Annotated in this window: 25 protein-coding genes; 2 read left to right on the top strand and 23 right to left on the bottom strand. The window is 51.1% G+C overall.

Annotated features, from left to right (window positions below):
- Positions 1–6: 6 nt before the first annotated feature.
- From dapB to MHH82_RS11560, 3 genes are read right to left on the bottom strand one after another with little or no spacing between them, the layout of a single operon-like run.
- On the bottom strand, positions 7–810 hold the full coding sequence (gene dapB / locus MHH82_RS11570) for a 4-hydroxy-tetrahydrodipicolinate reductase (protein ID WP_009595251.1): 804 nt from the start codon (positions 808–810) through the stop codon (positions 7–9).
- Between the two features lie 11 nt (positions 811–821).
- Positions 822–1367 (bottom strand): tetratricopeptide repeat protein, encoded by a 546-nt coding sequence (locus tag MHH82_RS11565; RefSeq protein WP_009595137.1) that lies wholly within the window; start codon positions 1365–1367, stop codon positions 822–824.
- A gap of 49 nt (positions 1368–1416) precedes the next feature.
- Entirely contained in the window at positions 1417–1746 is a 330-nt protein-coding gene (locus MHH82_RS11560) for a nucleotide pyrophosphohydrolase (RefSeq protein ID WP_340965725.1), read from the bottom strand.
- A gap of 223 nt (positions 1747–1969) precedes the next feature.
- Between MHH82_RS11560 and MHH82_RS11555 the strand changes: the two genes are divergently transcribed.
- Positions 1970–2839 carry a YitT family protein gene (locus tag MHH82_RS11555; protein ID WP_015734552.1) on the top strand — a complete coding sequence of 290 codons (870 nt, stop codon included), beginning with the start codon at positions 1970–1972 and terminating at the stop codon, positions 2837–2839.
- A 42-nt stretch (positions 2840–2881) separates the two neighbouring features.
- On the opposite strand, the gene MHH82_RS11550 is transcribed toward MHH82_RS11555, so the two are convergent.
- The 8 genes from MHH82_RS11550 to MHH82_RS11515 all read right to left on the bottom strand — a co-directional run bounded on the left by MHH82_RS11550 (position 2882) and on the right by MHH82_RS11515 (position 8865).
- Entirely contained in the window at positions 2882–3739 is an 858-nt protein-coding gene (locus MHH82_RS11550; protein ID WP_340965722.1) for a sporulation protein YpjB, read from the bottom strand.
- Between the two features lie 66 nt (positions 3740–3805).
- The gene (locus MHH82_RS11545) at positions 3806–4438 is read right to left on the bottom strand and encodes a DUF1405 domain-containing protein (protein WP_340965720.1); all 633 of its coding nucleotides are present in this window, start codon (positions 4436–4438) and stop codon (positions 3806–3808) included.
- 132 nt (positions 4439–4570) lie between these two features.
- Positions 4571–5458, bottom strand: a complete 888-nt coding sequence (locus tag MHH82_RS11540; protein ID WP_015734549.1) for a menaquinol-cytochrome c reductase cytochrome b/c subunit — start codon at positions 5456–5458, stop codon at positions 4571–4573.
- A gap of 21 nt (positions 5459–5479) precedes the next feature.
- Positions 5480–6151, bottom strand: coding sequence for a menaquinol-cytochrome c reductase cytochrome b subunit (gene qcrB / locus MHH82_RS11535; RefSeq protein WP_006209500.1), 672 nt, complete (start codon positions 6149–6151; stop codon positions 5480–5482).
- A 15-nt stretch (positions 6152–6166) separates the two neighbouring features.
- Positions 6167–6712, bottom strand: a complete 546-nt coding sequence (locus MHH82_RS11530) for a ubiquinol-cytochrome c reductase iron-sulfur subunit (RefSeq protein ID WP_015734548.1) — start codon at positions 6710–6712, stop codon at positions 6167–6169.
- A 169-nt stretch (positions 6713–6881) separates the two neighbouring features.
- Positions 6882–7319, bottom strand: coding sequence for a DUF2487 family protein (locus MHH82_RS11525; protein ID WP_015734547.1), 438 nt, complete (start codon positions 7317–7319; stop codon positions 6882–6884).
- Between the two features lie 104 nt (positions 7320–7423).
- A complete protein-coding gene (locus tag MHH82_RS11520; RefSeq protein WP_009595190.1) occupies positions 7424–7603 on the bottom strand; it encodes an IDEAL domain-containing protein in 180 nt (59 codons plus the stop codon).
- A 107-nt stretch (positions 7604–7710) separates the two neighbouring features.
- On the bottom strand, positions 7711–8865 hold the full coding sequence (locus tag MHH82_RS11515; protein WP_036665616.1) for a hypothetical protein: 1155 nt from the start codon (positions 8863–8865) through the stop codon (positions 7711–7713).
- 364 nt (positions 8866–9229) lie between these two features.
- Between MHH82_RS11515 and MHH82_RS11510 the strand changes: the two genes are divergently transcribed.
- Complete coding sequence (locus MHH82_RS11510; protein WP_015734545.1) at positions 9230–9988, top strand: class I SAM-dependent methyltransferase; 759 nt, start codon at positions 9230–9232, stop codon at positions 9986–9988.
- A 72-nt stretch (positions 9989–10060) separates the two neighbouring features.
- Here the strand turns inward: MHH82_RS11510 and MHH82_RS11505 are convergent, their stop codons facing one another.
- From MHH82_RS11505 to aroH, 12 genes are all read right to left on the bottom strand, one after another.
- Positions 10061–10648, bottom strand: coding sequence for a histidine phosphatase family protein (locus MHH82_RS11505; RefSeq protein ID WP_015734544.1), 588 nt, complete (start codon positions 10646–10648; stop codon positions 10061–10063).
- Positions 10649–10676: 28 nt separating this feature from the next.
- Complete coding sequence (locus MHH82_RS11500; protein WP_036665620.1) at positions 10677–11279, bottom strand: anti-sigma factor family protein; 603 nt, start codon at positions 11277–11279, stop codon at positions 10677–10679.
- The gene (locus MHH82_RS11495) at positions 11276–11869 is read right to left on the bottom strand and encodes an RNA polymerase sigma factor (RefSeq protein WP_015734542.1); all 594 of its coding nucleotides are present in this window, start codon (positions 11867–11869) and stop codon (positions 11276–11278) included. Before MHH82_RS11495 ends, MHH82_RS11500 begins: the two co-directional genes overlap by 4 nt.
- A 408-nt stretch (positions 11870–12277) precedes the next feature.
- Positions 12278–13366: a prephenate dehydrogenase gene (locus MHH82_RS11490; RefSeq protein WP_186326437.1), complete on the bottom strand. Its 1089-nt coding sequence runs from the start codon at positions 13364–13366 to the stop codon at positions 12278–12280.
- Positions 13367–13419: 53 nt separating this feature from the next.
- Entirely contained in the window at positions 13420–14517 is a 1098-nt protein-coding gene (hisC, locus tag MHH82_RS11485) for a histidinol-phosphate transaminase (protein ID WP_036665626.1), read from the bottom strand.
- A gap of 40 nt (positions 14518–14557) precedes the next feature.
- Positions 14558–15364 (bottom strand): tryptophan synthase subunit alpha, encoded by an 807-nt coding sequence (gene trpA, locus MHH82_RS11480; RefSeq protein WP_340965711.1) that lies wholly within the window; start codon positions 15362–15364, stop codon positions 14558–14560.
- Positions 15361–16557, bottom strand: a complete 1197-nt coding sequence (gene trpB, locus MHH82_RS11475; RefSeq protein ID WP_340965709.1) for a tryptophan synthase subunit beta — start codon at positions 16555–16557, stop codon at positions 15361–15363. Before trpB ends, trpA begins: the two co-directional genes overlap by 4 nt.
- The gene (locus tag MHH82_RS11470; protein ID WP_340965707.1) at positions 16554–17228 is read right to left on the bottom strand and encodes a phosphoribosylanthranilate isomerase; all 675 of its coding nucleotides are present in this window, start codon (positions 17226–17228) and stop codon (positions 16554–16556) included. The genes trpB and MHH82_RS11470 overlap by 4 nt, the downstream gene beginning before the upstream one ends.
- A 12-nt stretch (positions 17229–17240) precedes the next feature.
- Entirely contained in the window at positions 17241–18050 is an 810-nt protein-coding gene (gene trpC, locus MHH82_RS11465; RefSeq protein WP_036665632.1) for an indole-3-glycerol phosphate synthase TrpC, read from the bottom strand.
- Positions 18040–19080, bottom strand: coding sequence for an anthranilate phosphoribosyltransferase (trpD, locus tag MHH82_RS11460; protein ID WP_015734535.1), 1041 nt, complete (start codon positions 19078–19080; stop codon positions 18040–18042). Before trpD ends, trpC begins: the two co-directional genes overlap by 11 nt.
- 19 nt (positions 19081–19099) lie before the next feature.
- Positions 19100–20653: an anthranilate synthase component I gene (trpE, locus tag MHH82_RS11455; protein WP_251493936.1), complete on the bottom strand. Its 1554-nt coding sequence runs from the start codon at positions 20651–20653 to the stop codon at positions 19100–19102.
- 357 nt (positions 20654–21010) lie between these two features.
- A complete protein-coding gene (gene aroH / locus MHH82_RS11450) occupies positions 21011–21385 on the bottom strand; it encodes a chorismate mutase (protein WP_009595253.1) in 375 nt (124 codons plus the stop codon).
- Between the last annotated feature and the right edge of the window lie 2 nt (positions 21386–21387).

Raw genomic sequence — 21387 nt, 5'->3', positions numbered from 1 at the left:
CCTATGTTAGTCAATAAAATGATCAAATCCATACACCAATCCGGTGTAGCCCATTACCTTCTCTATAGCCATTTTCACGCCCGGCATATAAGCTGCACGTTCATACGAATCATGGCGGATCTTCAGGCTTTGACCGTAACCGCCAAAAATGACCTCCTGCTGGGCAAAAACGCCCGGCAGACGAACGCTGTGAATTCGGAAGCCGTTGTAATATCCGCCCCTTGCACCTTCAATGACTTCCTCTTCCTTCGGATTGCCTTGACGAATCTCCTCGCGGTTCGCCGCAATCATTTCCGCTGTTTTGATCGATGTTCCGGACGGAGCATCCAGCTTCTGGTCGCCATGGGTTTCGATAATTTCAACGTGAGGCAAATATTTGGCCGCCTGGGCTGCAAATTTCATCATCAGAATGGCTCCGATGGAAAAGTTCGGCGCGATCAAACCGCCAATGTTCTGTTCCGTACATTGCTTGTCCAGCTCTTCGATTTGTTCCGGCGTGAAGCCGGTCGTGCCCATGATCGGGCGAACGCCGTGCTTGATCGCCAACGCCGTATTGCTGTATGCAAATTGAGGCGCCGTAAAATCAACCATGACGTCCGGTTTGGATTCGACAAGCGCCATCTCCAGATCCGATGTCACCGTAATGCCGCAAGCAGGCAGACCTACCAGCGTTCCTGCATCGGCACCCGCATCCGACAAGCCGACGGCAGCAACCAGTTCCAGTTCCTCGTCGCCCAATACAAGCTTCACTACTTCTTTACCCATACGGCCGCCGGCACCGACGACCGCAACTGTCCATTTGTTTGCCATGTTACATTTCCTCACTTTCCATCCGATGCTGTATCCTGCATATATGATTTCAAGCGCTGTTTGAGTTCCTCCATAATATGCTGCAGCCCGCTCTCCTGCGGGTACAACGAAATCACCTCTTTAAGCGTGGTAATGGCGAGCGCATGCTCATCGAGTTCACTGTAAACAAGAGCAAGCCATACATAAGCCTGAGCATACAAAGGGTCCATGGCTACGGCGGATTTCAGATGTCCCACGGCTTGATACAATTCAGCCTTGGTCACATCCTTGCGGTTTTCCACCATTTTTCTTGCTCGCTGCACCAGCTCCGCAGCCTTGATATGCTGTAAATGAAGAGCATATTCCGGTTTGTCCGGCTGCAGCCTGACGGCTTCCTCCGCATGCGTAATCGCCATCTCCAGCTTGTTGCTTCTGCCGTAGGTAATGGAGCACCGATAATGCACTTCGGCATCTCCCGGATTCGCGATGATCGCTTGCTCAAACCAACGCAACGCTTCTTCGAAATCATTTTGAAGTATGCATCGATATGCTTTTTGTATATAACTTTCAGGTTTCACGGGCTGTCCCTCCCCACAGCGGGTTTGGTACAGCATATGTAGCAGCTGCCTAATCGGTGTTTATTTTCGTCCAACGATCGGCATCGCGCGTAGAAAATTTATGCATCACTTTATCATGCGCTTCCGCGAGATCGATGCCGAGGGAATTGGCAAAACAGATCGTAATAAACAATATATCTCCAAGCTCCATTTCGATGGAATTTTCCGCTTCATCCGCTTTTTTCGGCTTCTCCCCGAACTGATGATTAACCTCTCGGGCGAGTTCCCCCACCTCTTCCGACATTCGGGCCATCATGGATAAAGGACTGAAATAACCTTCCTTGAATTGTGATATGTATCGATCGACTTCCTGCTGCATTTCAGCCATTGATTTTTCCAAGACTCTTAACTCCCTTCACTGCACAGTCAGCCTCAGCTTGTAACCTTCAAGCTGGGGCAGTCTTCTCTCATACGAGCGATTGGTTTTAAACCTATGTTATCGTAAAGCGGATTTGAAAACAAATAATTTTTTATTGCTGAAACCATATCGGCGCATACTAGACAGGTGTGAAGCAATCTGCAGACAATCGGAAATATCCACTATTGGAAATGCGAGGGTTCTTATGAAAACGTCCAAGTTGCTCCATCAGCTGCAAACGATCATTCCGATCATCGCCGGTTCCGCCATATACGCATTCGGACTGCTGTATTTCATCATTCCGAATGAACTCATGGAGGGTGGGGTCACCGGCATTACCGTACTGCTAAATTACGCCTTTAACATATCGCCGTCCATTTCAACCATGGCATTGAATATCCCGCTTTTCCTGGTCGGAATGAAAATACTCGGCAAACGCCAGTCCGTCTATACAGGTCTCGGCATCGCCTCCTTAACCCTGTTTCTGTGGCTGTTCGAATTACTGATCGACCGCGGGTATGTCGTGCCTTTTCACACCGAGCATGATTATATTCTGGCTGCGCTTTATGCGGGGGTGACATTGGGGGCCGGGCTCGGCATCGTTTTCCGGTTCGGCGGGACGACTGGCGGCTCCGACATCATCGCCAGAATCATCAACCGGAAATTCGGCTTCAGCATGGGCCAGATCATTTTATCCCTCGATATTTTGATTATCGGTCTATCCTTATTCTTTATCCCGCTAGAGCGCATATTGTATACCCTGGTCGCCGTATTCATCGCTTCCAAGGTGATCGATTTCATACAGGAAGGGGCTTATGCCGCCAAAGCCTTCACCATCATCAGTGACCGGGCGCCTGATATCGCAAATCGCATATCCACGGAAATGGATCGTGGGGTCACGCTGATCCCGGCTATCGGCGCCTACTCCATGCAAGCCAAGCATATGGTATACTGCGTCGTATCGAGGCAGGAAATTCGCCGCCTTACGGGAATCGCCAAATCCTTGGACCCTCGGGCGTTTATTATCATTAATGATGTCAATGACGTGCACGGGGAAGGTTTTAAAGAGGAATAGCCCGGTTTACACCGGGCTATTCGGACCATGATGGATATTCGACTACTTTCGGGGGAACATCGGTTTTGCGCTGTACAGCTGGCCGCGGTATTTGCGGTACCCTGCAAACGTTAATGCCGCCAAAATAAAAGCGGCAATGACCAGCTGCCAAGTCCATGGCTCTTTAACCTCTCCCAGCGGAGCAAGCGCAGGCTCGTCTTTTTTCTTGCCGAATAACATATTCATCATTTCCTCGCCCTGCGGGACCACTTTCTCCACTTGCGCCGCGTCTCCGGATGCCACCAGCCCCCCTGCATAGGAAATCCAGGATTCCATCATGTTGACATCCTCGGGCTTGCGCTGAATGACAACGGAAGGACGGATGAGCTCATAATGCTCGCTCAGGCTGTCGTAGGCTCGTCTCATGCCAGCCTGATCGTGCTGCTCCGCATACTGTCCCATGACTCTCAGGTCTTCGCGTATGACCTTGTAATATTGATGCCATAACGCATCCCTGGCATGGATCAGGCTATCCGCTGCCATTCGGAGCTTGCCGGCGGACAACATCCAGTGCTGGGGCTCCTGCGTCGCCCGTGCCGTAGCTTCTTTCATCTCCAGAATGCTCTCAGCCAACGCGTGGATCCCCTCGACGCCGGTCAATCCTTGAAATGAGGAAGCCTCAAACAGCCCGGATACCCGGCGAATATCCTCTAACACGGCTTGTACATTGCCTTCCTCCACATGGCGGTATAACTGCTCCACTTCCTTGTTCAGCGCTTTGGCCTGAATGGATGCAGCGGGCGAAGACTCCGACTGTCCGTTTGCCGCCGGGCTGGCCCATATGGGATTACCCCAGCCTGCGGTAACCAGCAGAAGCAGTGCGGACAGGCACAGAAGGAGCTTCGGAAAGATTCGTAACATGGGACATCCCTCCTACCGTATATGTATGGCAGAAGGGATGCTCATAGAACCGTGCCGGCGAAACGGCTAGCGTTGCTTGGGATTCCCGTATTTCATGAAGATCCAGCCGGCGAAACCGCTGAAGAGCGTCAATAGATAAGTGAACAGCTGGACGGCTGGCAGGTCATCATATAACGGACCGGGCAGCCACGGAAACACGCCATATGTATAATCGACGGTGTCGTTCAGCAGCGTCCAGGCAATGGCCCCGGTTAGGGCTGTCCAGCGGTAATGAAACAATCGGACGAACAGCAAGGCTTCTACTGCCATCGCCGTGTGCGAAGTGACAAGCATCCAATCCTGCCATGCCAGCACATCTCCTTGGGCTTGTCCGGCAAATATCATAACGACCGCCCATATGCCATACTTCACGGATGTGACGACTGCAAGTGCCTCTATGAATTGCTGAAACATCGCGCCGCCGAGGCTCCGAGGCGGGTAGAGAAGCAGCAAAAGCGCCAAACTGAAGAACAAACTGGCCGTCGGGCTGTCCGGCACGAATACGACCTGCCATATGTAGCCATGTTCCACCGTATCGGCCATTTGAGCGCCGTACCATATGTATCCATAGATCGTTCCAAGTACGTTGCATACGAGCAGCAGCCAGAGAATCGATCGCTTGCTTAGAAATTCCCGGCTCCATAAAAACGAAATTGACAAACTCGGTCCTCCAATCCTGTTCCTGTATTCTTTAGACTAATGCCGATTATACCCAAACCAGGGACATATTTCATCTATGTACGTATTTAAAAAAGAACCTGACCGTAATACGGTCAGGTTCTTTAATGCATGCTACTCTGCAGCCGCTTCTGCTTTTTGGCTTGCGAGCCAATCCGCCAGCTGGTCGAGTTGTTCTTCAGTTACACCAGCTCCCAGAGCTATGTCTTTCATAGGCGGCATGCTGCCTTGGCCATTTTCGATGATAGCCACAATCTCTTCTTTTGTATGGGTGTCACCGACGCCGCGCAGCGACGGTCCGGATGCCCCTTTCAAATCTGCAGCATGACAGGAGATACAAGTAGCCGTTTTAAAGGTCTCCATTGCAGGATTATCCTTATCCACAATCGCTACGATGCTGTCTTCAGGCTGCTTGCCGCTGGTTGTTGGCAGACCAGCTGCACGCTTCTCGTGAGCTTCTTCTTCCCGCTGAATATGCTCCGGCTTCTGGCCTGTAGCTTCCAGTTCATGCTGATAATGCGTCCATGCAGCATTGGTCAGATAGATGACGGCAAACAACGACAGAATCATAAGCGCCGAAGTGATAGGTCTCTTGTAGAACCTCCGCTCTTTCCCTGTATCCAGGAACGGAACCAGGAGCAATGAGCCGAAGGCCACGCCGGAAACGCCAATCGTGCCGAGTACCACATAATCACCGGATGCGTACGGAAGCTTCAAATATTCATACAGGAACAGGAAGTACCAGTCCGGCATCGGAATGACCGAAGCCCCCGGATCCGCCGGATAACCAAGCGGTGCCGGTTCCGAGATGGTCAGTACAAGGAAACCGACCAATACAACTACACCAACCATCCATTCCTTCAACAAGAAGTTAGGAATGAACGCTTCTGATTTGCCGGGATATGCGGTGTAATCCGGCGGCGTAACCCAACCGCTGCCTTTTTTCACACGCGAATCGCCGACATAAACTACTTTTTCATCAGATTTATGACCATGTGCCATAAATATGCGCCTCCCTTCTTCTTATAGTGGACCGGAAATACCTTGTCTGCGGATCATGATAAAGTGTCCTACCAATAAGGCAAGAAGGACAGCCGGAAGGAAGAATACGTGAATAGCGAAGAAACGCGTCAGCGTTTCGGCACCTACGATCGTACCGCCTTGCAGCAATTCTTTAATGATAGGTCCAAGCCAAGGTACGGAGTTCGCAATCTCCAGTGTAACTTTTGTAGCGAAGTAAGCTTTGTTATCCCATGGCAGCAGGTAGCCTGTCAAACCAAGGCCGAGCATAACAAAGAAAATGAGCATACCAACGACCCAGTTCATTTCACGCGGCGCTTTGTAAGAGCCGGTGAAGAACACGCGCATCGTATGCAGGAACATCATAACGATTACCAAGCTTGCGCCCCAGTGGTGCATGCCGCGGACAATCTGTCCGAAGGCAACCTGTGTTTGCAGGTACTCGACACTGTTGTAAGCGTTTATGATATCCGGTACGTAATACATCGTCAGGAACATTCCCGACAGAATCTGGATGACTGTGATAAAAAACGTCAAGCCGCCGAAACAGTACACAAACGCGGAGAAATGATGCGCCGGGTTTACGTGTTCCGGTACCTCGTGGTCTGCAACGTCTCTCCAAATCGGCGTGATATCGAGACGTTCATCAATCCAGTTGTAGACATTCTTCAACATCTGAATCTACGCCTCCTATTTAACTACGGTATTTGGCACGATGGCGCCGAGGTAAATCCAGCCGTTCTCGATTTTCGTCTCGTACTGGTCAAGCGGCTTCGGCGCGACTGCCAGGTTCTTACCGTCCGGTGTATAACGCGCACCGTGGCAAGGGCAGTGGTATTCATCCGGGAAATTCTTGTTGTTATTCCATCCAACAAGGCATCCCAAATGCTTACAAATCGGTGAAAGCGCTACAATTTCACCTTGATCGTTCTTACGAATCCACGCCGTCAAAGTAGCTGTACTGTTGTACCAGCCGTCCTGCTGTTTGAGCTCGAAATGGAATTCCTGTGGATCGTTGGTAATTTTGCTCTCTTCCGCGACTTTTACAAAAGACCCTTCTTCCTTATTTTGAAGAATCGGATCAACGGCAAAGCGGAGCATTGGCAAAACTACTCCAGCAGCCATATAAGCTGTGGCACCGCCCAACGTGTATGTAAGAAATTGTCTGCGGGACATCTCTTTCTGTCGGGGTGGATTGTGCGATTCTTCATGCTCGTCATTGTGGTTGCTGCTCATTCTGTGTTCAACCCCCTTTGTCAACCGTTCTTAAGTGTCATCAATGATTAAAATCACACGACTTACTAGGACATACTAATAATATCTTAGGCACCCAAGACCGTCAAGAATTTGAATCCCAAATTTGGGTTCGCTTCCAATAGCCCTTTCATAAATTGTTGGTTTTTTGTCACAATTCAACACGGCTTTCCTGCTGCCACATTTCGCTGATCTGTCCGGATACGATGGCAGGCATAGGGATCGAGTCACTGCCTTCCAGCCTGCGCCGCGACAGGACAAGCGTACTTTCGGGCACATCCTCTATAGATAGCTCGGAATCGGCTGTCATGACCACCACGTACTTAAAGCCGATGGATTTGACATTGTGACAAACTTCATTTAGAAGCTTCATATCTTCAGTATTTCCATATTGTACGGCAGGATATGTAACCAATCTTCCCTTAAACGGAATTTCTGCCATATCCATAAAATCCCGGAGCCTTTCCAGCGCGGCTGTCGCTTCCCATGGCGTTTCCGTACCCGAAAGTCCGGTAAACGGAATCAGGCAGGTATCAAAATAAGGTTTCAGCTCCGGCCACGTCTGCTCGTCCACTTCACTAAATTTCATGCAAGATACATTCCTTTCTGCTCACTCATCATGATTTTGTCTTCATTATACGAGTGAAAGGGCAGGTTAGGCAAAAAAAAGAAGAAATGCGATAAAGCATTTCTTCAATTCAAAGTCCTCAGTTCATCCGTCAGGGTTCGGAAAGCCACTTCGTCGCCGGAAGCCAGCGCTTCGTCGATTTCCTTGTACAGCTCTTCGCTCCGATGCTTGCGCAATGCCTCGTCCCACACCATTTCGGCCGCCAGACCTAACATAACCTCGTAAGTAACCTTCATCTTATCCATTAGGATGCACCTCCAAACTAAATTTGCGTATAGCTTATATTCTTTCCCTTTAATTGCTTAACTTCCAACATATTTACGGCTGCTGCGAACTTGTCCAAACAACCATGCTAGAGGATCAGATCATCATTCGAATCGCTGATATGTATGCCGGCTTCCGCTGCCTTCAATCCAAGCGCGGTCATTTTGTATGATGTTCCCATGCTCTGGCTCTCCCCTATTCTGAGCATCCCCAAATGCATCAGCATGCGGATAATCCGCTGCTCCAAGATGTTTTGCGGACTATCATAATAGAAAGGACGGATTAGCCAGCCCAGCGATTCGTAAAGCGAGGCTGCCGTGACCCAATCTCTTGCGCATTGACTTATCCAGTAAACAAGAGAAGATATATTGGGAATTGCGCCTTTATACAGTCTTAACCAAAAGCGGAATATCTGTATCACGCTAACTTGATTTCCTTCCTCAAGAAACGAGGCTCCGGTTTCACTCAGGATCAACCGGGCGTGGTTTTCCCTGATCCATTTTTTGGCGTAGGCATAATCGTACAGCAGCGCAAATCGGTCGGGATATTCAATGCAGGAACGACCATACCCGAACCGCCACGCTCCTTTGGTAATCAACGGCTCCGAAATATGCAGCGTACTCATGAGCTGCTGCTGATTTCGCCTGTACATGAATCCTTCCTGGTTCAGCTCGATATCGTGCCCGCCTACATATTTAAGAATCAGCTTGAGATCTTCCGCGGCTAGTCCCTGCTCATCCCGGTATGCTTCCGGATCATGCGGCAATCGCTCCAGATTTTGATGAAGCCGCTCCCGCAGCACATCGCGGAACCGCTCCTTCAAATCCGAGGGCACTTGAAACAAATACTTGGTGGAATGGGTAAAACCGTTAAACAGCCAGCCGCTTCGGCGATAACGCGCGACCGCCTCCCGCGGACTTTCCGTTTTGGCGGCAGCTGCCTTCTTGTTTGAAGAGGCTTTATCTTCTTTCTCCTCCAAATCCGCCGTATGACGGATGGCGGCCGTCAGTTCTTCCAGGCTGTAGCCTGTTCGAGTGTCAAAGACCAGATTGTTCAGAAAACGCAAATCGCTCGGTGACAAGCTGCTGACCTGCTCCTCGAAAAACTCTCTTCGCCCGAGCTTGGACAGGATGCTCTGGATCAATTCGTGCTTCGAATTCCGCTTAGCGTCACAATCATAGTGATTCGCTATATTGCTAAGCTGTCCAATATCGGCATATGTGAGCATATCCGCTAGATTCATCTTCCATCGCCTCGCCGTTTTACAACCATTATGGGAAGGTTTCGAACTTTTGATACCTGATTCTCGTCGGTGTGATGAAATATTTTTTGATTATTTCTATATAGAAATGACTATGCTCTCTTATTAAATGATAGAATACATACAAACGGTTACAGGAAACCGCACTTGATGTTTTTATAACGAATACAAAATGAAGCTCAGCTTTTTTAAGACGGGCTGATTCCATCCATACAGGAGGATCATCATGATAAGAACGCCGGAACACGAAATATAACTTGGTGCGAACCGAATCCGCGGACCTCCCTTAAGAGCGTTTTATATGAAGAAACTTATTCATGATAAATGACTTGGAGGTTATGCAGAGATGATAAAAGATGCTGAATTTTTGAACTTCATTCAAAACATGGATCACCATTTTTCGGGATGGGATTTTTCGCGTATTACCGCTTCCGGCCGCATGCAGTCCCACGCTCTCCCCTGGTCTTTGGGCAGCGTGGTGCTCCCTTTGATGCGAAATGCCGCTACGATGCTGGACATGGGTACGGGAGGAGGAGAATTCTTATCCTCCCTGCAGCCGCTCCCCAAAACCGTTTATGCCACCGAAGGGTACAAACCGAACGTTCAGATTGCAAAGCAAAGACTCGAGCCGCTGGGCGTAAACGTTGTCTACTTTGAAGAAGATTCCTCGCTTCCTTTAAAGGATCGTTATTTTGACCTGATCATCAATCAGCATGAATCCTATTCGGCAGCGGAAGTAAGAAGAATATTGAACGATCGCGGGGTGTTTGTAACCCAGCAATCCGGCGGAACCGATTGTTATGGGATTAACGAATTGCTTGGCGTTCCGCTGAATGAAGAGTTCGCTCATTGGAACCTGGCCATAGCGACCCAAGAGCTGCAGGATCACGGGTTCAAAATTACCTTCAGCCGCGAGGACTTTTTACCGCAGCGATTTTACGACATCGGCGCACTGGTTTATTATTTGATAGCGATTCCCTGGCAGATCCCGAATTTTACGGTGGAGCGCTATATCGAGCCTTTACATCATATTCACCGGATGATCCGGACCAATGGCTACTTCGAGGTCCAGCAGCACCGGTTTATTTTAATCGCCGAAGTGTAAACGTCAACCTATCCAACATAAAGAAGGAGCCTTCCCGACGGAAGGCTCCTTCTACATAATACACGCTCATATTTACGATTGGTTCGTCAACAGATGCTTGGTACAGTTAAACAGCAAGGGAGACCAGTCATCCTCTTTTCTCTCCAGGACGGTGAGCGACAGATTGCCGATCCGTTCGCTCAGGGCGCCACGGCACACCAGCTTGTATAACTGTGCTAAAAAACCACCATGACTGACAACAAGAATATTGGCTTCCGGATGTTTATGCCACATATCATCGAGAAAGACAAGCCCTCTGGACTGAAGCTCCAGATCCGTTTCCTGGCCCAGATCCAACATGTGCCAATCGGCACCGAACCGGGTTTCACGCTCTTCCGCTGTCAAGCCCTCCACCTGACCGTACTTGCGCTCACGCAAGCGGTTATCCGGCGGCGCCAAGGGAATGTTCAGCATGGACGAAATGATTTTCGCGGTTTCTTCAGCGCGGGAGAGCCCGCTGCTGATCGCGAAGTCCCACCGGAAAGGCTCCTGCAGAAGCCTTTCCCCAAGCAAACGCGCTTGACGACGGCCTTCCTCATTCAGTGGTATGTCCGTTTGGCCTTGGATTTTGCCTAGAGCGTTCCAATCCGTTAATCCATGGCGAACCAAGCCGATCTGCATGCCGCCTCTCCTCCATCCTATCCATATTTTATCTTCTGACCCGATTTAGTCTTTTTAGGAAAAACAAAGCGCATCCGATTCCCAAAAGGGAAAGTATCATCCAGTATTCTGGCTGAGTGGGACTCATATCAACCACAAAAGGATCAATAATGCCGCTGTTGGTTTTTGGAATGTTGTAATCGTCCTTGGTATTCAAGCCTTGGGCCGTATCCGCTACGCCTGTAGGGATAATCCCTGTCGTTACGGCTTCCGGAACCGGATCCGGTTGATTGCCCGTCGCTGCAAAATAAACAAAGCTGCAAACGAACAAGGCCAGAAAACCGGCAATCATCAGCGTCAGCCGCTTCCGGAACACTCGGCTTACCGCCCGGCTCTTGGACGTTTCCTCCACCAGCCAGGGAAAATCGCGATAAATGCGGTCCATCACGTTGCGGTTGATCTGTTCAGCGTCCATGTCGGGAATCTCATGCTCCAGGGCATGAACCATGTTCTGGCTTTCCACCCACATTTCGTACTCCGCTGCACATGAGCTACAGGTTTGAACATGTGCAATCAGCCGTTGTCGCCGCAGATCGTTGTCCGGTAAATCCCAGACCGTTTCCATCAGCTCTTGGGCTTCATTGCAAGTCATCTGTTCTTCATCCCTCTCAGATCCTCAAAAACCGGCTCATAAAAATAGGGTTCGAGCTGAATTTTGACGCTGCCGCGGGCCCGGAACAACAGTGACTTAACCGAACTGACGCTTTGACCTAAAATATCTGCGATTTCCTGATAATCCAGTTGATCATACTCCCGAAGAATCAGCGCAGATCTCTGTTTCTCCGGTAAATTGTTAATCGCTTCCCTTACCATATGTACTCGTTCACTGCGCAGGATCGCCTGCTCCGGGGCGACCTCCAGCGGCGCCACTGGCACGACCCCGCTCTCCTCCAGGGGCAATGTGCCGCTGCGATGCTTGCGAAGTTCGCTCAGCACGGTGTTGCGCGCAATGGTGTAGAGCCAAGTCGAGAAGGATGCATCCACTTCCCGGAAGGAATGCAGGCTCCGGAAAGCCTTGTAGAACGTTTCCGAGCATAAATCTTCAGCCATTAGCTCCATGTGCGAGCTTTTTAACATATGATAGACAAATGCCAATATTTTTCTCTGATAACGCCTCATTAATTCGGAATAAAGTTCGGTATTGCCTTGCTTAATTTCTTGGATTAGTTGGGAATCCGTCATATGATTTTTCGTTCCTCCTTCACCCACCGGTGCCCATTCCTTGTCATTTCCACCTTCATGAGGAAAATCAAGGATTTGTGCAAAAGTACCGTCAAACCATATATAGTTACGCCTCATGTTGTCTGACTATTCTATGTATTTGGCAATTTCCCCAAATCTTCTACACTAGCATCTCTAGCATTATAGCACATATTGGAGAAAAGTTCAGGTTTGTGGCAGAAGGTTTTCCACGGATAGGAAAATTGGCAAAAAAAATCCGCCTTCATCATTGAAGGCGGTTGCACAAAGTGCAATATTTTGGATAGGAGTGGAGAGAAACCATACTGTACTTTTATTATATGTATACGTTTTCATTTTGTCAACACTGAAAACGCATTTATTTCCGGTTGTTTAAAAACAACCGGAAAATTACTGATACACCGAGTGTCCTTGCGATAACAACAGCTCTTTAGCCCGCTCCTGTTCGATTTCATTGCGGAAGGAAAGCCTCATCACGCCCGGCACATCTTCCCGACTCTCGATAATCTGCATGTTGCTGAGGTTGATGCTGTTCGTCCCGAGCTCCGTCGCAATGCGGCCGATGATGCCCGGATGGTCAGGCACGTCCAAATACAGATCAAATTGGGACACGATCATGCCCTTGCGCCGTTCTGGCAGTACGCTGCGGAATTCCCCTGCCATGCGGAAAGCCTCTTCGATCGCAGCACCGTCCTTCGACTCCAGCATATCCATGAATCGCCGGATCCCTTCATTCCAGTCTTGCAGCAGCGTCAGCATGACCCTGCGATTGTTTAATAGAATGTCCCGCCATACGACCGGGTCGCTGGAAGCGATGCGGGTTATATCCCGAAAGCCCCCTGCGGCCAAGGTGCGGTACAACGGATTATCGTCATTATAGGAGCTGATCTGATTGACTAACGCCACTGCAATCACATGAGGCAGATGGCTGATCGCTCCAACGATCTCATCGTGAAGTCTCGGCTCTACCTTCACAATATGGGCACGCGTGTGAGACAAAAGCTCTACAAGCACGTTCAGCTTATCCTGAGGGACATCGTCCGGCGGAGTAAGCACGTAATAGGCATTCTCGAACAATACGGTGGAGGCCGCTCCAACACCGGATCGCTCCGAGCCCGCCATCGGATGACCGCCGATGAAATACGCATCCTTAAGGGCAAGCTGGGACGCGCATTCGGCAATGCTTGCTTTGGTGCTGCCAACATCCGTAATAATGCATCCCGGTTTCAGCTGCATTTCGCTTAAACGTTTCATGTACATCTCAAGACTGCCTACGGGAACGCATAAAAAAATGACGTCCGCGTTTTGGGCAGCTTCTTCTACCGAAAGCGTAACCTTATCAACGACGCCTTTAGCAATGACCTGGTCGGCATATTCTTGGGTGTGGGCATAACCGGTAACGGTTATGCCAGGTTTTCCTTTGAAGTTTAAAGCTAACGAACCGCCGATCAAGCCGACGCCGAATATGGAAATTTGCATTGTCATGTTCTCTCTCACTCGTTTCAAGCTGCGATTATTGTTGTGTCATTCGATCAGGCTGGCGCATTCACTTCGCTCAGCACTTGTTCCAAAGCGCCGATAAAAGCCTTATTCTGTTCTTCGGAGCCTACGGTTACGCGAATATAGTTCGGGTACAGTTCAAATCCAGGCCGTACGATAATGCCTTTGCTAAGCAGCGACTTAAACACTTCGGTGCCTGGCCTCTTCACATCCACCATAATGAAGTTACCGTTCGCAGGAAAATAAGATAGTCCAAGACGATCAAATTCCCCTTGCACGTAATGGATCCCATCGGCATTCATTTGACGGCATTTCGCTACGAACTCCTGATCTTTCAGGGCTGCCTTCGCCGCTACTTGAGCCAGGCGTCCCGTATTAAACGGCTCACGTACCCGATTGATCAAGGAAATGACTTCCTGCTGCCCGATGCCGTAGCCGATCCGGAGGGCGGCCAAGCCGTATATTTTGGAGAAGGTACGCAGGATGACCAGATTCGGATAACGCTCCATTAACTTGATGCTGTCCGGGTACGAAGCGTCCGTTACATATTCATAATAAGCTTCATCAAGCACAACCATTACGTGGGCCGGGACTTCATCCAGGAAAGAAACCAGCTCGCTTTCGGAAACGATGGTTCCGGTCGGATTATTCGGATTGCACACCCACACGATTTTGGTTTTGTCCGAAACGGCTTTGGCCATGCCCGGCAGATCGTGCTTACCGTCCACCAGCGGCACCTCGATGCATGTCGCACCTTCGATATCCGCGTTCGTTTTATACACCGAGAAGGTCTGATCCGCCATGATGGTTTCATCTCCTGGTTGCAGGAATGCCCGGATAATGAGGGCGATGATTTCATCGGATCCGCAGCCGAAAATAATCTGATTGCGTTCAATTCCCAGCTGGCCAGCAAGCTCAGCCGTCAAATCGGCCGCACTTCCGTCCGGATACAGGCTGAGCGTTCCCAGTTCGGCGGTAATCGCTTCGGTTGCGCGCGGCGAGCAGCCGTACGGATTCTCGTTGGAGGCCAGTTTAATGACAACATCAAGCCCTAATTCCTTTTTGACTTCTTCGATCGGTTTCCCGGGCTGATATACGGGAAGATTAACAATTTGCGCTTTCGGTTTCATACGATATTCGCCTCACCTTTCATAACTGCTATGGACAACACTATCCTTTTAATTGTGCCACAAACTCCCTGATTTGCAAAAGCCCCTGCTGTCTTGTCTCTTCCTTCTCCAACAGAGGAATGGTCGATTCAATCTGACGCACAATCGCGCTGCCGACAACGACGCCGTCGCAGATTTTGGAAAATCTGGCCACCTGCTCACTGGATGAAATGCCAAAGCCGATCGCGATCGGCACGCTGCTGTACTGCCTTACCGTCTCAAGAAAAGACTCCACCCCCGAGTAAAAATCGGTGCGCTCGCCCGTCACGCCAAGCGAGGATACGCAGTACACAAAGCCGGTCGCTTCCGAAGCGATGCTCGCAATCCGCTCATGGGAGGTAGGGGCCACCAGCGGTATCAGATGAACGCCAGCCGCGTGGGCGCGTTTCCGAACCTCCTCGGATTCCTCCACCGGAAGATCGGGAATGATCAAGCCGCTGATGTCGTGCCTTACCACTTCCTCGAAGAAAACGTCCAGTCCGGTTTGCAGTACCGGATTGTAATACGTGAACAGGATGAACGGCAGCTTGCTGCCCCGCTCTCTTGCCAGGCGCGCGGTTTCCATGCAAGTGCGAATGGTCACCTTGCTCTTCAGCGCGCGCTCGGAAGCTCGCTGGATGACCGGTCCGTCGGCAAGGGGATCCGAGTAGGGAACGCCGAGTTCAATAATGTCGGCTCCCGCGATTTCAAGCTCATGGATGATATCCAGCGTCGACTTCACATCCGGATCTCCGACGGTGAGATAAGGGATCATGGCTGTCTTGTTTTGTTCCTTCAACGACGCAAAGGTCTGATCGATTCGGTTCATTCGGTTTTCCCTCCCGTGTAAGCCATGATGGACTCCACGTCCTTGTCGCCGCGTCCGGATAAATTAATCACGATGATATCGTTCTCGGTCCACGTGGATGCCATCTTTACGGCTTGCGCTACGGCGTGCGCGGATTCCAGGGCAGGAATAATGCCTTCCGTGCGGCATAGCAGCTGCAGGGCATCGAGCGCCTCTTGGTCGGTTATCGGTACGTACTGCACGCGTTCAATGTCTTTTAAATAGGAATGCTCCGGACCAACGCCGGGATAATCAAGGCCGGCTGAAATGGAATGCGCCTCCTGTACTTGTCCGTACTCGTCCTGCAGCAAATAACTCATCGAGCCTTGGAATACACCTTGTGTCCCCTTGGACATGGTAGCCGCATGAAAATCGGTATCCACTCCCTTGCCTGCCGCTTCGACGCCGATCAATCCGACTTCCTTGTCTTCAAGGAACGGATAGAACATGCCGATCGCATTGCTACCGCCCCCGATCGGCGCAAGAATGACGTTTGGAAGCCTTCCTTCCGTCTCCAGCATCTGCCTCCGGGTCTCGTCACCGATAATGCGCTGGAAGTTCCGCACCATCATCGGATACGGATGCGGCCCTACAGCGGAACCCAGCACATAAAAGGTATCCTCGACGTTGCTGACCCAATAGCGAAGCGCCTCATTGCCGGCATCTTTCAGCGTTCGGCTTCCCGACGTCACCGGAATTACTTCGGCACCGAGCATTTTCATGCGGAATACGTTCAACTGCTGCCGCTTGGTATCTTCTTCGCCCATAAATACCTTGCATTCAAGACCCAGCAGAGCGGCTACGGTCGCGGTCGCTACGCCATGCTGTCCGGCGCCCGTTTCGGCAATGACCTTGCCTTTGCCCATGCGCTTGGCTAACACGCCTTGTGCAATGGCATTGTTGATTTTGTGCGCGCCAGTATGGTTCAAATCCTCGCGCTTCAGGTAAATTTTAGCCTTGCCGAGATGTTGGCTGAGCCGCTCCGCGTAATAAAGCGGCGTTTCCCTTCCGGAATACTGTTTCAGCAAATAGGCGATCTCCTCTTTAAAAGCAGGATCCTCCGAAAAACGATTATATTCTTGCTCAAGCTCTATTAAAGCGTTCATCAGTGTTTCCGGCACGAACCGGCCTCCAAACACCCCGAAACGTCCATTACGGTCAGGAAGCTGTGTCATTTCCCCTTCACCCTTTCTACAAATGCGGTCACTTTGTTTATATCCTTCACGCCAGGCTCGCTCTCTACGCCGCTGGATACATCCACCCCGTACGGAGCGTACTGGCCGATCAAAAGAGCAACATTATCCGGATCGAGCCCGCCGGCTACAAACAAGGGAATCCCTTGCCGTTCAGCCCATTGCTGGTACGCCGGGATCAGATCCCAGGCAAACGTCTTGCCCGACCCTCCGCCGTACACCGGATCATAGGTGTCGATCAGCAGTCCGTCGATGCAGCCCGCATACGAATCCAGTGCCGACAGACGTTCTGCTTCCGGACGGTCACTTTCAATCGATACCGCCTTAAAAACGGAAACCGGGAAGCGCTCCTTCACTTCCCGGCAAAATTGCGGCGATTCCTGACCATGCAGCTGCACGACGTCAAGCGCCGTTTCTTGAAGAAGCTCTGCGAGCTCGCTCAAATCAGGGTTAACCAAGACGCCGACAGCAGCGGGAATCTTGTCATGCTCCCATTCCCGCAATACTTGCACCAACTGCGCAGCCTGCTGCGGCGTTACCCGCCGCCGGCTCTTGGCAAATACGAATCCGATATAATCCACAGGTAAGTTTATCATAGATTTTAGCACTTCAACGCTTTGAAGTCCACATATTTTTAGCGCCGTACTCATCATCGAATGTCCCCTTTATTCCATGTCTGCAGCTATCGGCAGCGGTCCCATCAGATCGTTCACAGCGCGGAACACGTCCTGCTGGCGCATGAAATGTTCCCCGACCAGAACGCCGTGTGCTCCCACATAATGCAAATAGGAAATGTCGGCCGGGCTCGATATTCCGCTTTCGCTGATCAGCGTCACTTCCTGCGGAACCTGCGCCGCGATATCTGCCGTTGTCTGCAATGAGGTTTCAAAGGTGCGAAGATTACGGTTGTTAATCCCGATCAGCCGTGCCGTTCCCAGTCCGAGAACCGATTCCAGCTCTTGCCCATCGTGAACCTCAATCAGGCAATCCAATCCGATTGAGCCTGCAACGTCAATGAACTCCGCGATACGCTGCGGCGCAAGGATGCTCGCAATCAAGAGAACGGCATCCGCACCCAGCAGGCGCGCTTCGTAAATCTGAGTCTCGTCGATAATGAAATCTTTGCGCAGCAGCGGGATGTTGACGGCCGCCCTTACCGCTTGCAAATATTCTCCACTTCCCTGAAAGTAGTCCTTATCCGTCAGCACGGACAGACAATCGGCATCGGCTGCTTCGTAAGCCTTGGCGATCATAACCGGGTCAAAGTCGGGACGAATCAACCCTTTGGAGGGCGAAGCCTTTTTGACCTCGGCGATTAACCCCATGCTGCGTTTGCGTCCCATGGACAACGCCTTCTCAAACCCGAGAGTCGGAGGCAAATCCGCTATTTGCCTCTCTGCTTCCGAGATGCTGAACGTTTCTCGCAGCTGTGCAACCTCGTTGCGTTTCGTTTCTACGATTCGATCAAGATACATAACTCATTTCCCCCGTTCTTGAGATCAGCTGCTCCAACTTGGACTGCGCCAGCCCGGAATCAATCGCTCCCGCAGCACGCTGCACGCCTTCGGCCAAACTATCCGCAAGTCCCGACACATAGATGCAGGCACCGGCATTGGCAAGCACGATGTCCCGATAAGCACTGCGTTCTCCACGCAGTACCGAGCCGATGATGGCCGCATTCTCTTGTGCATCGCCGCCCAGGATATCGTTCATCGGATGAACCGACAGACCCAAATCATGGGGGTGGATATCATAAGTGCGGACTTCTCCGCCCCGGAGCTCCGATACCCGGGTAGGCGCCGAGACGCTGATTTCATCCAGCCCATCGTGGCTGGTCACTACCATGGCCCGCTTCAAACCGAGCTCTTTGAGGACCTGCGCAATGGTTTCCGTTTTGTTCATATCGTATATCCCGAGCATCTGCCGGTCCGCGCCCGCCGGGTTCGTCAATGGCCCCAGCATGTTAAATACGGTCCGGACCCCGAGCTCTTTGCGAGGAGCAGCCGCATATTTCATCGACGGATGATAAATTTGGGCGAACAGGAAGCAGATGCCGATATCGTTCAGGCAGGCTGTGGCTTGTTCTGCGGTCAAGTGGATATTGACGCCAAGCGCTTCCAGCACATCGGCGCTGCCCGCCCGGCCCGATGCCGAACGGTTGCCGTGTTTGGCCACTCTGACCGAAACCGAGGAGGAGATAATAGCGGATACAGTAGAAATGTTAAACTTGTGAATGCCGGATCCTCCGGTGCCGCACGTATCGAGCAGCTGGTTCCGCTCGGTAACGACGCGTCCGCCCGCTCCTCTCATGGCTTCGGCAAAACCGGTTATCTCTTCTACGGTTTCTCCCTTCATTCTTAAGGCCGTCAGCAGCGCGCCGATTTGAGAATGGGTCGCATGGCCTTCCATTATCGTCTGCATCACCCCGCGGGCTTCATCCCGGCTCAGATCCTGACCGCCGATCAGCTTTGAAAGGCTGGATTGCATCGTCTCCATCACGTTCATTACGATCTCCTCCTTCATGTTAAGGTGTATATTGATACAGATAATCCTGATTGATTAGGTCGTTGGCCCCCGTGCTGGACGGAAACATCGCTTCCGCGACGCGGATCGCCTTCAGCATCCCTTTGGCTTTATTAACGGTTTCCTCATACTCCTTCTCGGGAACCGAGTCCCATACGATACCGGCCCCTGCCTGAACATAAGCTTTGCCCTGGCGAAAAATGATCGTACGGATCGTAATGCAGGAATCCATATTGCCTCCAAAGCCAAGATAACCGATGGCGCCCGCATATGCGCCTCTTGCTTCCCGCTCAAATTCGGCAATGATCTCCATTGCCCGCAGCTTCGGAGCTCCGGATACCGTTCCTGCAGGCAGACAGGACAGAAAAGCATCAAAGAAATCTTTATTCTCGCTCAGCTGGCCGGATACGCTGGATACCATATGCATCACGTGGGAGTATTTTTCAATCTCCATGAACGTATCGCATTTCACCGTGCCGAACTCCGATACGCGGCCCAGATCGTTGCGGCCGAGATCCACCAGCATCAAATGCTCCGCGCGTTCCTTCTCGTCCTGCAGCAGATCATCCGCCAGCGCCTGGTCTTCGGCTTCGTTGCTGCCCCTCGGCCTTGTGCCCGCGATCGGTCTTGTTTCCAGCCTTCGTCCATCCACCTTCACCAAGGCTTCAGGAGACGTTCCCACGATAATGTCGTCGTCCATTTTGAGATAATACATGTACGGCGAAGGATTCAGCGTCCTCAGCACCCGGTAGACGTGAAGCGGCGATACTTCGGTTTCGATATGGAAGCGCTGGGACAACACAACTTGAAAAATGTCGCCTGCACGAATATATTCCTTCGCTTGCTCCACATTGGAGAGATACTTCTCTTTGGTCATGTTGGATTTAATATCGCCCATGTCGACATCGGCCGGGATGCCTCTGGAGTTCACGTTCTCCCGCGGCCCCTGATCCTGCAGCTGTTCGGCCGCCGCTTCCAGGGTACGGCATACATCCATATAGGTCTGACGGATGGTGTCGTCCGAATCTCCAGGTTTCACGTGCACGTTGCCGACCAGCATGATCTGCTGCTTCACGTGGTCGAAGACAATGACTTGATCGCAAAACATGAACCGGATATCATCCATCCCGAGATCATCCATCGCGTGTGCAGGCAGCTTCTCGTAATATTGAAGCAGATCATATCCAAAAAATCCGATGGCCCCTCCGGTAAAAGGAGGCATCTCCTTCAGCTGCGGGCTGCGGTACGTACGCAGCAGCGCTTTAAGCTCCTCGACGGGCTTGCCTTCCAGCAAGGAACGTTCCCCGTTCTTTTCAATCTCGATCTTGCCTTTTTTACCCGTGATCATTAAGAAGGGGTCTGTTCCGATGAACGAATACCGTGCCCACTGTACGCCGCCCTCAACGCTCTCTAGTAAAAATGCCCGTTTCCGCTCCGCATAGCGCTGAAAAATGCGAATCGGGGTTTCCATATCGGCTAACAGTCTGATCGCTACCGGAATCAGGTTGTATTCACCTGCCATTGCCACCACTTGCTCCATTGATGGATTCGCCATGTCAATCCCTCCTTAATGAATGTAAACAACAAAAAAACCTCTACCGAAGTAGAGGTTAACGTTCAGAATAAGTCTATGAAAAAAGAGCGCGGTCAAAGGACATTCAACCCGTTCATTGACAACCTACAGCGCTGACGTTCCATGGAACGGATACAAGAAATAGACCTGTAACCGGCCGTACGAACATGCCGTAAGATTCATCATGAAATCAAGTGTATCCTAAAACCCGATGATGTTACTCCCTAAAATGCCTCAGCTCTTCTCAACTCAACTCATCTGTAAAACCTAACTCTACTCAGCTATTCTGATATCACTATACAGGATAATGCCGTGTTACCGCAACCCTAATTTTCAATATCAAGCGTTGGAGCCCGATAAATCCGGACGCAGCCGCTTGGCTTCGTTCAAATACACATGCTTGATCTCGCTCTGGCTTTTGTCCGTATTGACCTGCACCATAAACCGGATGCAGCGCGGCAAACTGCCCTGAACGGGGATTTCAACCGAACACATCAAAGGGACGAGATCCCAGCCCTCCAGCTGGCGTATCGCCTTGGCCGGGAACGTTGCGTCCAAATCCTGCGTCATTGTAATCCATATGTTGCTGATATATTCAGGCTGTAGCTCGTTGCGTCTCACCATCTCTTCCAGCAGACGCAGCGTCTCCTGTACGATCTCCTGCTCATCGTTGCGGGTGACGGTTGTCGCCCCCCGGATTCCCCGATTCATCATGA

This window comes from Bacillus sp. FSL K6-6540, assembly GCF_038007545.1.
Note: the sequence above shows the minus strand (reverse complement) of the source record. Positions and strands in the feature narration are given on the sequence as shown.

Excerpts from the sequence above, each read along its gene's own strand:
- trpC (WP_036665632.1), bottom strand. The coding sequence starts at position 18,050 with ATGTATCTTGATCGAATCGTAGAAACGAAACGCAACGAGGTTGCACAG.
- hisC (WP_036665626.1), bottom strand. The coding sequence starts at position 14,517 with ATGAAACCGAAAGCGCAAATTGTTAATCTTCCCGTATATCAGCCCGGG.
- MHH82_RS11510 (WP_015734545.1), top strand. The coding sequence starts at position 9,230 with ATGATAAAAGATGCTGAATTTTTGAACTTCATTCAAAACATGGATCAC.
- MHH82_RS11515 (WP_036665616.1), bottom strand. The coding sequence starts at position 8,865 with ATGAATCTAGCGGATATGCTCACATATGCCGATATTGGACAGCTTAGC.
- MHH82_RS11520 (WP_009595190.1), bottom strand. The coding sequence starts at position 7,603 with ATGGATAAGATGAAGGTTACTTACGAGGTTATGTTAGGTCTGGCGGCC.
- MHH82_RS11500 (WP_036665620.1), bottom strand. The coding sequence starts at position 11,279 with ATGACTTGCAATGAAGCCCAAGAGCTGATGGAAACGGTCTGGGATTTA.
- MHH82_RS11550 (WP_340965722.1), bottom strand. The coding sequence starts at position 3,739 with ATGTTACGAATCTTTCCGAAGCTCCTTCTGTGCCTGTCCGCACTGCTT.
- MHH82_RS11540 (WP_015734549.1), bottom strand. The coding sequence starts at position 5,458 with ATGGCACATGGTCATAAATCTGATGAAAAAGTAGTTTATGTCGGCGAT.
- MHH82_RS11525 (WP_015734547.1), bottom strand. The coding sequence starts at position 7,319 with ATGAAATTTAGTGAAGTGGACGAGCAGACGTGGCCGGAGCTGAAACCT.
- trpB (WP_340965709.1), bottom strand. The coding sequence starts at position 16,557 with ATGACACAGCTTCCTGACCGTAATGGACGTTTCGGGGTGTTTGGAGGC.
- trpE (WP_251493936.1), bottom strand. The coding sequence starts at position 20,653 with ATGGCGAATCCATCAATGGAGCAAGTGGTGGCAATGGCAGGTGAATAC.
- qcrB (WP_006209500.1), bottom strand. The coding sequence starts at position 6,151 with ATGTTGAAGAATGTCTACAACTGGATTGATGAACGTCTCGATATCACG.
- dapB (WP_009595251.1), bottom strand. The coding sequence starts at position 810 with ATGGCAAACAAATGGACAGTTGCGGTCGTCGGTGCCGGCGGCCGTATG.
- MHH82_RS11495 (WP_015734542.1), bottom strand. The coding sequence starts at position 11,869 with ATGACGGATTCCCAACTAATCCAAGAAATTAAGCAAGGCAATACCGAA.
- trpD (WP_015734535.1), bottom strand. The coding sequence starts at position 19,080 with ATGAACGTGATGGAGACGATGCAATCCAGCCTTTCAAAGCTGATCGGC.
- MHH82_RS11505 (WP_015734544.1), bottom strand. The coding sequence starts at position 10,648 with ATGCAGATCGGCTTGGTTCGCCATGGATTAACGGATTGGAACGCTCTA.
- aroH (WP_009595253.1), bottom strand. The coding sequence starts at position 21,385 with ATGATGAATCGGGGAATCCGGGGGGCGACAACCGTCACCCGCAACGAT.
- MHH82_RS11470 (WP_340965707.1), bottom strand. The coding sequence starts at position 17,228 with ATGATGAGTACGGCGCTAAAAATATGTGGACTTCAAAGCGTTGAAGTG.
- trpA (WP_340965711.1), bottom strand. The coding sequence starts at position 15,364 with ATGAACCGAATCGATCAGACCTTTGCGTCGTTGAAGGAACAAAACAAG.
- MHH82_RS11555 (WP_015734552.1), top strand. The coding sequence starts at position 1,970 with ATGAAAACGTCCAAGTTGCTCCATCAGCTGCAAACGATCATTCCGATC.
- MHH82_RS11490 (WP_186326437.1), bottom strand. The coding sequence starts at position 13,366 with ATGCAAATTTCCATATTCGGCGTCGGCTTGATCGGCGGTTCGTTAGCT.
- MHH82_RS11530 (WP_015734548.1), bottom strand. The coding sequence starts at position 6,712 with ATGAGCAGCAACCACAATGACGAGCATGAAGAATCGCACAATCCACCC.